This is a genomic window from Loigolactobacillus zhaoyuanensis, assembly GCF_003946385.1.
Taxonomy (GTDB): Bacteria; Bacillota; Bacilli; order Lactobacillales; family Lactobacillaceae; genus Loigolactobacillus; species Loigolactobacillus zhaoyuanensis.
Map to the genome: position 1 here is coordinate 1 of NZ_RHOE01000073.1, position 10,537 is coordinate 10,537.

Below are 10,537 nucleotides of genomic sequence, written 5' to 3' on the forward strand. Positions count from 1 at the left end.
TTAACTTTAGCCGTATCGAACTGGATTCAATATTATAATGTCACACGAATCAAAACAAAACTGGGTGGTAAGAGCCCGGTTAAATACCGTGTTCTTACCACCCAGAAAGTCGCTTAAAGTTTCGTCCAATATTTGGGGTTCACTTCACGCAGCCAATTTTTATTATGGTTAGGCGCAGCAATTTCGATTGCAGAAATTATGACCGGCACCTTGTTGGCGCCACTTGGTTTAGGTAAAGGCGTATTGGCAATTCTAGTTGGTCATGTGATTGGTTGTTTTTTATTTTTGTTGCCAGCTGCTTATATTGGCGCTGCCCAAAAACAAACGGCAATTCAGTCGACACAAGCAACTTTTGGAGCGCAAGGGGTCTGGGCCTTTTCGCTGCTTAATGCCCTACAGCTTTTAGGTTGGACGGCGGTGATGATCGTTAATGCTGCCCAAGCAATGAATGGCGTGACCAAGCGTCTGTTTGGTGTTCAGAATGTTGTTATCATGAGTGTGATCGTCGCATTATTGATCGTTATCTGGCTATTGTTTGATTATCAATGGTTATTGCGGATCAATAATTTAGTGGTGGGGTTGTTGTTTTGTGGCACGCTATTAATTTTAGTTATTATTTTGCGCACGCCTAGTGTTGCGCCACATTTAGCGGTTGGGACACTTTCATTTGGGGCAGCAGTTGAGCTTAATGTGACCATGGCACTTTCCTGGTTACCAGTGATCGGTGATTATACGCAAACCAAGCAGCGCCCGCTAATTAGCGCCTTAACCAGTTCACTTGGCTATTTTATGGGTAGCTCGTTTATGTTTATACTCGGCTTATTAGTTGTCACTAGGACAGGCATGACGGATGTGACCAAATTACTGGCAACCAGCGGCCTTGGCTTAGTGGCATTGTTGATCATTATTTTCTCTACAGTGACGACGACTTTTATGGATGCTTATTCTGCGGCCACTAGTGTCAATAACTTAACACATAATCGACGGATAAATTTTATGGCGATCATTGTGACGGTGCTCGGTTTGTTGATCGCGTTAGGTATTTCCATGAGCCGCTATGAGAATTTCTTATACTTTATTGGTTCTGTTTTCACGCCGCTATACGCAATTGTGTTTACCACTTATTTTGTGACTAAACGTAGCCTGCCCAAGTTATGGAATCTGTTACTCTGGCTCTTTGGGGTGTGGAGCTATTATCAATTGCAGAAAATTAACCTGCCATTAGGCACCACTGTCGGTTTGTTATTACTACTTGGTTTATTAGTTATTGTGAGTCATAAAATTTATCAGTGGCGGGTACAAGATTAATATTTATGTGTATTAGTCAGTAATATCCCTAAAATATGCTAAACTAATAATAACGGTTTCAGCATATTTATATTGGGGGCGTAGATATGGAGAAGTATCAAATTAATTTTAATAACAAGGTTAAATTAGATGCGGTCACAGTAGCATATACCGCCAGCTACACTGCTTTAAATGGCCGGCGCCACACAATATATTCAGGTGAAGCAATTTTTCAGCGTGATGCGGTACCACCATTGTTTCTTAAAACGGGTGAAGTTGCGATTCGGGCAATTGAACAAGTTATGATTGGATTAAAGCGTGACTATCAGCTGGTTAAAGTTAATTTTGCGCAGCCGCAGAATTCCGCAGTATTGGGCGTACCGAGTATGAAAACATTTAGTCGTTACTTAACTGAACGCAAACTGTTACACTGTGTGCCCACACATAACGTGGATGGGGAAACAGTGGTCGATATAAAGTTTATACAGGAATTTCGAATTGGATAGTAAAAGACGAGCTGGGCATCTGCCTAGCTCGTCTTTTTAATTTATATTTTTGACCACCGATATTGAACTGATGGCGCTATTCGATATCTTGATAATCGCGTGACCAAACTGCGCCCATCATTTTACGGCCAGTATGCACACCGATCACTGGACCAAGGCTACTGGCGTCAACGGTCGCTTCAGGAAAGGATTGTTTTAGGTCCGCGATCCATTCGTCGCTAGTGGCTTGATTGTCACCGTCGATCACATCGATACGAACTGGATAATCTGCCGCAGCAATAAAGCTTTCTAAATCAGCTTTGATGTGGGAAAATGCGCGGCGCATCGTGCGTTCCTTGGCGACGGCGATAATTTGGCCAGCGTCATTGAAACGCAGAATTGGTTTGATCCGTAACATGTTGCCTAGTAGCGCAGAAGTGTTGCTTAGCCGGCCAGTACGGACTAAATGGCTAAGATCATCGACCACAAAATCAACGTGTTGAGTTGCGCGTAATTCGGTCAGTGCAGCAATGATCTCGTCTACTGACTTACCCGCTTGAACTAACTTAGCAGCTAATAAAGCTTGATTAGCCTCAGCGGCGCTAGTTAACTTAGAATCAAATGGATAGACTTTTATATTGGTGATGTTAGGCAAATAAGCTTCCAAATTATTGATGAAGCTAGTAATACCACTGGATAGGTGGATGCTGATCACTGCTTCATAACCTTGAGCCGCTAAATCGTCATAGACCGCTTGAATCTGACCCATTGAGATCTGCGCAGTGGTCGGTAATTCTTTTTCGCTAGTTAATTTTTCGTAAAAATCTTTTGTCGTGATATCGATATTTTCTTTATAAGCGTGCTGCCCAAAGATGACGGTGATCGGCACGACAGTAATGTCATTAGTGGCAGCTTGTTCAGGGGACAAATAACTGGCACTATCAGTAACAACGGCAATCTTCATGATGGACTCCTTTTACTAAATACATGATGTATGAACTGACATAGCTTCATACTGACAGACAGTCTGCGTGTGCTTGTATCAAGCTGTGACAAAAGCACGTAGCCCCCATTTTACGCTAATTGCAAAGCTATTGCGAGAATGTTTTACTGAAAAGAGCTAGTGGATTTAGTGTTAACGCTTTAGTTATGAGCAGCATAGGCTAGCCGGTGGTGCTAAACTTCGTAATTATGTCTATCTTATCGCTTAGATTTACGATTAAATTTAGGATAAACGTGTGCTATAATTCTGGTAATGCTTACACAATGTGTTTATTGGCTGAGGTATTGGTGTAAAAATCAACTAAACAAATTATGCTGGAAGAAGTGATCATCTTGGTGACTAAAAGTTGTCGCGCGTCGTTAGTACAGCAGCAGTATCGTGTCCGTTATCAGGATTTAAACTCACACCAAACATTGCATGGTGGCCACTTGTTACATTTAGTTGATGATCAGGTTGCAGAATCGGCGCACCGATTTGGCCAGCAAAAAGTGGTCACGGCCAGTATTGATCGTTTTGATTTTATCCGTCCGTTAACGTATGGAACTTCATTTACGATTTATAGCTTCGTGAGTGGGGCCACCCAGCGGGCGTTAGAAGTGTACGTTTACGTGCTGACCACGGCACATCAATTAGTTGCAGAAGCATTTGTGACGCTGATCAGCCTAACGCAACAGCCAGATTGGCCACAGCCGCAACCGGAAAGCCGACTGGAAAAAATCATTTGTGCCGAGTATGCACAGCGTTATGCTGCTAATTTAACGCTGCGGAATCAGGCAGCAATACGACGAACTTTATTGTAGTGACGGAGGAACTTGGTTTGCAAAACGAAATGAACTATTACAAAATTGAACGACAGGAATGGAAACGATTTTATCGTAATGGCATGGCACCTTTGTCACAGGCTGATTTGGATCAAGCCAAGTCGTTGAATGATCGTATCTCGTTGGCCGATGTTAAGGAAATTTATTTGCCATTACGTCATTTGATCCATGTTTATTACAATCAATATCAAAGTCAGCAACAAGATCGGGCTGATTTTCTGCGCTTACGTTCACATAAGGCGCCTTTTGTTGTTGGTATTGCCGGGAGTGTGGCGGTTGGCAAAAGTACCACTGCCCGCTTGCTGGAAGTTTTGCTGACCCGCGCGTATCCAACTAAAAAAATTCAAAATATCACCACTGACGGTTTTTTATATTCCAATGCTGAATTAAAAAAACGCGGGTTATTAGCCCGTAAAGGGTTTCCCGAAAGTTATGATATGGAACATTTAATTATGTTTATGAATGAAGTGAAAAATAACCTAGGACCAGTCAAGGCGCCTAAATATTCACATCAAATTTATGATCGCTTACCAGATGAATATGATTTAATTGATTCACCAGATATTTTGATCGTCGAGGGAATCAACGTTTTGCAGCTGCCGAGCAATCAGCAACTTTACGTCAGTGATTTCTTTGATTTTTCGGTGTATGTTGACGCTGATCCGGTGTTGATCGAGCAGTGGTATCTAGACCGTTTTAAAGTGTTATTGGAGATCGCGCTTGCTGATCCGACTAATTATTATTATCCGTATGCCATTGGTGACCGTAAAGCCGCAATGGCGATGGCCAAGCACGTTTGGGCGACCAACGACTTGCCGAATCTGCGAGATTATATTCTACCAACGCGTAATCGTGCTGATGTGATTTTACATAAAACAACCAATCATCGCATCAATGAAATTTATTTACGTAAGTTCTAACGCCGCAATGAACACTTTTTTGAACACGCTCTGCTCGGAACAGTTGACCTCGAGCGTTTCAATCAGTAGAATAGGTTTATTGAAAAAAGTTATGCAAATCAATATACTATAATGAGGTGAATTTGTTGGCAACGACGAACATGCAAGATTTTGATAAAATTATCGTGCTCGATTTCGGTAGTCAGTATAACCAATTAATCACCCGGCGGATTCGTGAATTCGGGGTTTATTCCGAATTATTGTCGCATAAATTAACTGCGGCAGAAATCAAAGCCATGAATCCAAAAGGCATTATATTCTCTGGCGGTCCAAACAGTGTCTATGATGAAGGAGCGTTCCAAGTTGATCCAGAAATTTATAATTTGGGCATTCCGATTTTAGGTATCTGTTACGGGATGCAATTGATGGCTCAGAATTTGGCTGGTGGTGTCGTTGAAAACGCCAATAATAGTGAATACGGCCATGCTGACATTCATGTAACTGACCCAGAAGCCGTTATGTTCAAGGATTTGCCAGCAGACCAATATGTATGGATGAGCCACGGTGATTTAGTGACTAGCGTGCCCGATGGCTTCGTTCAAACGGCAACTAGTAAGAATTGCCCGATTGCAGCAATGGCTGACGATCAACGCAAATTCTATGGTTTACAGTTCCATACTGAAGTTCAAAACACTGAATACGGAACTGAAATCTTACGTCATTTTGCGTTTGATGTAGTTGGCGCTCGTAGCAACTGGTCAATGGCTGACTTCATTGATCTACAAATTGAAAAAATCCGCAAACAAGTGGGCAACCGTAAAGTCTTGCTTGGCTTATCCGGCGGTGTTGACAGTTCCGTTGTTGGTGTCCTGTTGCACAAAGCGATCGGTGATCAATTAGTCAGTATCTTTGTTGATCATGGCTTACTGCGCAAAGGTGAAGCTGACCAAGTTATGGATAGCTTAGAAGGCAAATTTGGCTTAAATATTATCAAGGTCGACGCACAAAAACGTTTCCTAGATAAATTGACTGGCGTTTCTGATCCAGAAACGAAACGTAAAATCATTGGTAACGAATTTATCCAAGTCTTTAACGATGAAGCTATTAAGCTGAAGGGAATCGACTTCTTAGCGCAAGGGACACTGTATACCGACGTGATCGAAAGTGGTACTGATACAGCACAAACCATTAAGTCACATCATAACGTTGGTGGTTTGCCAGAAGACATGCATTTTGAATTGATCGAACCATTACGGACTTTGTTTAAAGATGAAGCCCGCGAATTAGGCGAAAAGTTAGGCATGCCTGAAGCACTTGTTTGGCGCCAACCATTCCCTGGTCCCGGTTTAGGTATTCGTGTCATCGGTGAAATCACACCAGAAAAATTAGAAATCGTTCGCGATAGTGATTTAATTCTACGTGAAGAAATCAAAAACGCTGGCCTAGATCGTGATATTTGGCAATACTTTACCGTTTTACCAGGCATCCGTAGTGTCGGTGTTATGGGCGATGGCCGTACGTATGATTATACAGTCGGCATCCGCGCTGTTAACTCAATTGACGGCATGACCGCTGACTTTGCGCGCATTCCTTGGGATGTCTTGCAGAAGATTTCGGTGCGTATCGTCAATGAAGTGGCGCACGTTAATCGCATCGTGTACGACATTACCTCCAAGCCGCCAGCGACTGTGGAATGGGAATAATTCAGATATAAAGCTTGAAGCTGAAATGTTGATTTAACGGTATTTTGTTGAGACATAAAGCTAAGCTTTTGGTGGGGTATTTAGATAGTTCCCCGCCAAAATCCCCGCCAAGATTTGGGATTCGCTGTTTGCGATTCCAAGTTTTGACGGGGATTTTTTAATGGTTATATGGGTTAAATAACAATAGAGTACGTTGAGTTTGCACTGGATTAAGTGTATTTTATTTAGATCCCAAGGTCTAAATTTTGACTTTGATTAAGTTCTAAAATGTGCGGGCTTTCATAAATTTGTTATTGATATGGTATTATAAAATTGAGGTGGGGTAAATGGTAGCGGAACAAAAAATATTAGATGGGGCTGCTTTCTTGAAGAAATATGGTTCAATGTTGACTGATGGGCTTTATATGGAACAAGCCCCTGCATTAACGACATTACTTTATCAAGGCGATATTTCGCATAGCTTGTACTTCATAAAACAAGGCAGCTTACGTCTTTGGCATAATAATGGTGATAAAGATATCACAATGCAATTTTTCTTTGAGAATCAAATGGTTTCTGCTTTTGAATCGATCTATTTAGCAACTGCAAGCCTGTATTCGATTGAATCCCTTGAGAATACCATACTATACAGGTTGGATAGAGATAATCTGTTGAAACTGATGGATAACTCAGAAGAATTGCAACATGATATTTTAAATTTTATTTGTGAGCGATTTATTAATTATCAGCATTATTTTCTATCACGAATAAAAGATTCCCCAGCAGAAAGATACCACGACTTGGTGGCTAATGAACCAAGAATTATTGCACGGGTACCGCAACATTACATTGCTTCTTACCTAGGGATAACAGCTGTTTCACTTAGCCGAATAAAAAACCGTCATTAGTAATTAACAAATGTTAATGCGGAGAATCTTCACTGCTATTAAGATAGGTCTTGCTTTTAAAAATAAATTTTAATTGGAGATCTTTAATATGAAAAATGCAGTGATCGTTTATTACCATCCTTACGACGGTAGCTTTTGTCATGCAATTCTTGAATCAACTAAAAAAGGATTAATGACCGGTGGATTTTCTGTTGATGTTATTGACTTGCAGGCAGATAATTTTAATCCCGTTATGTCTAGTGCTGACTTGTTAGGTTTTGTTAAACATCAAATGATTGATGAACAGTCAAAGGACTATGTTCGGCGACTAAAAAAAGCAAATAAATTAATTTTTATTTTTCCGATTTGGTGGGAACTCATGCCAGCGATGGTTAAAGGCTTTATCGATAAGGTGATTTTCCCTGGTAGCACCTATGAGAATGCTAAAACTGTGACTGGAATGGCTTCAAGTTTACCTAACCTAAAACAGACAACCATGATTACGACAATGAATACACCTAAATACGTTTATCAATTTATTTTTGGCAATGCAATTAAAAAGGCGATGATCAGCGGTACATTCAAAAAAACGGGAATCAAAAAAATAAAGTGGGTTAATCTAAGCGGTGTAAAATCACGGACTCAAGAAAAGCGTGGAACCTGGTTACACAAGATTGAAAAAGATATGGCTTTGAAATAAAAAGTGTTTATTTTTGATTGAATTGATTATGACCATAGAAAGCAATTTTACTAGTGTCATAACTAGTAGTAAATTTATTTATGTAGAACACGGCATTCAATTTGAATATCGTGTTTTTATTTTCTACAAGCTAGATTTAATTGTCCAGTTTGACCAGCTTTTTCCAAAATAAGTGTATTGCGAGTATTAGGTCATAGCAGTTGATTATTCTGGCCCGATTTGAGCCACCATTCTGGACTAAATTACCCAGCAACATGACTAAAAATAGCGCAACGATGAACCAAGTCATTTGGGTAAACGTAATGGAGAACGATAGATTAACATCATTGATTGCATAGCGCACTTTTTCCACTGACCAAATACTGGCGTAACTACGAATCTTTTTCATAAGGCGTTTACTCCTTTCATCTGGATTAATTGGTTGTTATACTGGGCAAGCTTAAGTGCCGGTAATTTGGAAAAATGGTTTCGTAGTTATATTTGACTACAAGACAACAATACCTTATAATATTCAGTACAAGGAGGGATCAATATGGCACAAGCAACCTCAGTTCGGTTTGATGACACAACCGATAAATTGTTAAAAGCATATATCGCATCGCATAACATTAGTAAGTCAGACTTTATTAAACAGGCAGTAGCGGCACAGTTAGAAGATTGGTCCGATGTTCAGGCTGCCGACCTGGCCTATCAAGAATGGAAGAAAGATAACTTTAAGACGATGGGCTGGCAAGATACGCTTAAAGATTTAGGGCTTGACGATGAGTAAATATGAAGTTCGTACTACAAAGTATTTTCGTCAATCTATGAAAAAAATTGATAAATCAACGCAACGTGCGATAGTTAAATTCATTCAAAAGCATTTAGTCGATGTTGATTATCCAGCGTCACCGGGGAAAAAGTTAGTTAGCAATCTGTCCGGGTACACACGTTTTCGAATCGGTTCATATCGATTAATCACAGTCGTAGATGATGATCGTTTGATTATTACCAATATTTATGTTGCTAAGCGTGAACAAGTTTATGATTTAGATCCAGATAAATTACCGGGACCTAATTTTGATGACAAATAGGTGATACAACGAGTGATAAAAATAAAATTGATCAGATTATGCAGAAGTACGAACGTGATCTTGGCTTACTCGCAAAAAACGGTACTTGGCAAGAATGTGAGCAAATGCGCCACTATATTAAATAATAAACTAAGTGCGCATAATCGAATATGACAGATAAGCAAAACCACAATTGCAAATTGTAATTGTGGTTTTTTAACGTTGAAGGAGTAGCTTATTAAGGTAAGCCACAGTTTAATATCATTTTGATTTTCCTCACGATTTTTTCTTTGTTATTGAAGGAGGACTGATCTATTTGCTAGACCAGTCCCCCGAAGAAATTTAGTTATATATCTAAATCATGAAAAGATGATATCATTTTTTCCTATGATGGGTTACCGATGATCAAGTCAATAATTGCATGTGTGATTGAGCGCTATACAGTTGCCGCAGGAATTAAGCCGATTCAGGCAAAAGGACCATGTCACAGTCATGCCTCGTATCTGATTAATGAGTTTAATCTGTCAGTTTTGATTTTGTCGAAAAGGCTGGAACATAGTTCACTGGAAATCATGTTGAAGCATTATTCAATTCACACATGTTCTGGTGCAGACGAGTCAATCGCTGAAAAGATGATAGGAAACATTCCAATTGAGATCTTGAACGAATATAAAATATATTTTCAAGGGCTTCAGCTCTTTTTTTATTTTTTATGGCTCTTTGTCAAATCTTGTTGATAGCTGACGTAGTGTGAGTGAAAATGACCATCACGGTATTGCTGTAATATAGTTTCCTTTTATGAAAAATTCCGATAAAGCGAAGTTCGTATGTTCTTAGAAGTTTTACAAGGTTAAATGACACTGATTTTTTGCTGCGTTTTTTTCAATGATCGAAAGACATCAAAGGATAACAGAAAAGGCGCTAGTTTCTACATTTTTTAAGGGATTTTTTTATTTTTATCCGCTTAACTTAGTCATATTAAGTAGTGTTTATAGCTGGTTGTTGATCTAGGCAATAGTCGCGTTTAGTTTGTTTTTACGTTTGATTATATTATAATCATATAATCAAACGTAAAAGGATCAGTGACTATGGGGATAGAAAATAACTTTAAAGTAGCGTTAAAACGGGTGTTGTTGGCGAAATTCCAGCTACGTACCGCTAGTATTTTATTTGTAATTAATCTAGTGATGACGATTTTACTGATTATCACTGGTACTGGCATGAAGCTAGTTACTTACAGTTATACTGTGCTCAGTATCGGTGAGTATCTCTATGTCGGTTTGTTTTTGCCGTTATATCTCTTAACTAAAGTACAACCGAATTGGCTGACAACACGTGGTGAGCCGCATTATCGACGGGCATTTTGGTTGCCAGTCATGACCGTCTTATGCGCTGATTTGCTAATATTGGTACTTTTGTTGGTGTTACCATTAGTCGGCACGATCATTGCAACAACGCATAGTATTAGTTTTGCCGATTCGTGGGGGACATGGTTAGGGCTGTTATTAAGCGGACTGGCCGCTTTTTTTGTTGATTATTTTCTGTTAGTACTGGCATTGGTGATTTTTAAAGCTTGAATTGTCAAATTAAGTGCAATTTTTGATTATGATAGATCTCATATGGTGTTTTCCAATTTAAACATTTCCGTGGCCTTTTATTCAGCCGATCAACGAATTCTAAAATGACGGTATCCGAAATTGGATCCATATCCTGATTTTTAG

The 10,537-nt window shown here is 39.6% G+C and carries 13 protein-coding genes and 1 pseudogene; 11 read left to right on the plus strand and 3 right to left on the minus strand.

Annotation, left to right across the window (positions count from 1 at the left end):
* From EKM76_RS11330 to EKM76_RS11340, 3 genes are all read left to right on the plus strand, one after another.
* Nucleotides 1-117 (plus strand): IS3 family transposase (locus EKM76_RS11330; protein ID WP_164507606.1); only part of this gene is annotated, 117 nt, incomplete at its 5' end.
* Nucleotides 118-132: 15 nt separating this feature from the next.
* On the plus strand, nt 133-1,308 hold the full coding sequence (cytX, locus tag EKM76_RS11335; RefSeq protein ID WP_125550747.1) for a putative hydroxymethylpyrimidine transporter CytX: 1,176 nt from the start codon (nt 133-135) through the stop codon (nt 1,306-1,308).
* 86 nt (nt 1,309-1,394) lie between these two features.
* The gene (locus tag EKM76_RS11340) at nt 1,395-1,793 is read left to right on the plus strand and encodes a hypothetical protein (protein WP_125550748.1); all 399 of its coding nucleotides are present in this window, start codon (nt 1,395-1,397) and stop codon (nt 1,791-1,793) included.
* Nucleotides 1,794-1,869: 76 nt separating this feature from the next.
* Here EKM76_RS11340 and EKM76_RS11345 read toward each other — a convergent pair whose 3' ends face one another.
* Nucleotides 1,870-2,736, minus strand: a complete 867-nt coding sequence (locus EKM76_RS11345; protein WP_125550749.1) for a DegV family protein — start codon at nt 2,734-2,736, stop codon at nt 1,870-1,872.
* Between the two features lie 350 nt (nt 2,737-3,086).
* Between EKM76_RS11345 and EKM76_RS11350 the strand changes: the two genes are divergently transcribed.
* The 5 genes from EKM76_RS11350 to EKM76_RS11370 all read left to right on the plus strand — a co-directional run bounded on the left by EKM76_RS11350 (nt 3,087) and on the right by EKM76_RS11370 (nt 7,764).
* Complete coding sequence (locus tag EKM76_RS11350) at nt 3,087-3,575, plus strand: acyl-CoA thioesterase (protein WP_225417928.1); 489 nt, start codon at nt 3,087-3,089, stop codon at nt 3,573-3,575.
* Nucleotides 3,576-3,592: 17 nt separating this feature from the next.
* On the plus strand, nt 3,593-4,516 hold the full coding sequence (coaA, locus tag EKM76_RS11355; RefSeq protein WP_125550750.1) for a type I pantothenate kinase: 924 nt from the start codon (nt 3,593-3,595) through the stop codon (nt 4,514-4,516).
* A gap of 140 nt (nt 4,517-4,656) precedes the next feature.
* The gene (gene guaA, locus EKM76_RS11360) at nt 4,657-6,198 is read left to right on the plus strand and encodes a glutamine-hydrolyzing GMP synthase (RefSeq protein WP_191986919.1); all 1,542 of its coding nucleotides are present in this window, start codon (nt 4,657-4,659) and stop codon (nt 6,196-6,198) included.
* Nucleotides 6,199-6,524: 326 nt separating this feature from the next.
* Nucleotides 6,525-7,085, plus strand: coding sequence for a Crp/Fnr family transcriptional regulator (locus EKM76_RS11365; protein WP_125550752.1), 561 nt, complete (start codon nt 6,525-6,527; stop codon nt 7,083-7,085).
* An 88-nt stretch (nt 7,086-7,173) separates the two neighbouring features.
* The gene (locus tag EKM76_RS11370) at nt 7,174-7,764 is read left to right on the plus strand and encodes an NAD(P)H-dependent oxidoreductase (protein WP_125550753.1); all 591 of its coding nucleotides are present in this window, start codon (nt 7,174-7,176) and stop codon (nt 7,762-7,764) included.
* 136 nt (nt 7,765-7,900) lie between these two features.
* On the opposite strand, the gene EKM76_RS13795 is transcribed toward EKM76_RS11370, so the two are convergent.
* A complete protein-coding gene (locus EKM76_RS13795) occupies nt 7,901-8,152 on the minus strand; it encodes a TcpE family conjugal transfer membrane protein (protein ID WP_125550754.1) in 252 nt (83 codons plus the stop codon).
* 144 nt (nt 8,153-8,296) lie between these two features.
* Here EKM76_RS13795 and relB point away from each other — a divergent pair, with 144 nt between their 5' ends.
* From relB to EKM76_RS11395, 3 genes are all read left to right on the plus strand, one after another.
* A complete protein-coding gene (gene relB, locus EKM76_RS11380; protein ID WP_125550755.1) occupies nt 8,297-8,533 on the plus strand; it encodes a type II toxin-antitoxin system RelB family antitoxin in 237 nt (78 codons plus the stop codon).
* Nucleotides 8,526-8,837, plus strand: coding sequence for a type II toxin-antitoxin system RelE family toxin (locus tag EKM76_RS11385; RefSeq protein WP_125550756.1), 312 nt, complete (start codon nt 8,526-8,528; stop codon nt 8,835-8,837). The genes relB and EKM76_RS11385 overlap by 8 nt, the downstream gene beginning before the upstream one ends.
* A gap of 1,067 nt (nt 8,838-9,904) precedes the next feature.
* Nucleotides 9,905-10,393 (plus strand): hypothetical protein, encoded by a 489-nt coding sequence (locus EKM76_RS11395; RefSeq protein WP_125550757.1) that lies wholly within the window; start codon nt 9,905-9,907, stop codon nt 10,391-10,393.
* Nucleotides 10,394-10,397: 4 nt separating this feature from the next.
* Here EKM76_RS11395 and EKM76_RS13880 read toward each other — a convergent pair.
* Nucleotides 10,398-10,537: pseudogene (locus EKM76_RS13880) on the minus strand (IS30 family transposase); the annotation flags it as partial.

Bases quoted from the DNA above. Each gene is read 5' to 3' on its own strand.
- guaA (WP_191986919.1), top strand. From the start codon at position 4,657: ATGCAAGATTTTGATAAAATTATCGTGCTCGATTTCGGTAGTCAGTAT.
- EKM76_RS11340 (WP_125550748.1), top strand. From the start codon at position 1,395: ATGGAGAAGTATCAAATTAATTTTAATAACAAGGTTAAATTAGATGCG.
- EKM76_RS11345 (WP_125550749.1), bottom strand. From the start codon at position 2,736: ATGAAGATTGCCGTTGTTACTGATAGTGCCAGTTATTTGTCCCCTGAA.
- EKM76_RS11370 (WP_125550753.1), top strand. From the start codon at position 7,174: ATGAAAAATGCAGTGATCGTTTATTACCATCCTTACGACGGTAGCTTT.
- EKM76_RS11385 (WP_125550756.1), top strand. From the start codon at position 8,526: ATGAGTAAATATGAAGTTCGTACTACAAAGTATTTTCGTCAATCTATG.
- EKM76_RS11365 (WP_125550752.1), top strand. From the start codon at position 6,525: ATGGTAGCGGAACAAAAAATATTAGATGGGGCTGCTTTCTTGAAGAAA.
- relB (WP_125550755.1), top strand. From the start codon at position 8,297: ATGGCACAAGCAACCTCAGTTCGGTTTGATGACACAACCGATAAATTG.
- EKM76_RS11350 (WP_225417928.1), top strand. From the start codon at position 3,087: ATGCTGGAAGAAGTGATCATCTTGGTGACTAAAAGTTGTCGCGCGTCG.
- EKM76_RS11395 (WP_125550757.1), top strand. From the start codon at position 9,905: ATGGGGATAGAAAATAACTTTAAAGTAGCGTTAAAACGGGTGTTGTTG.
- EKM76_RS13795 (WP_125550754.1), bottom strand. From the start codon at position 8,152: ATGAAAAAGATTCGTAGTTACGCCAGTATTTGGTCAGTGGAAAAAGTG.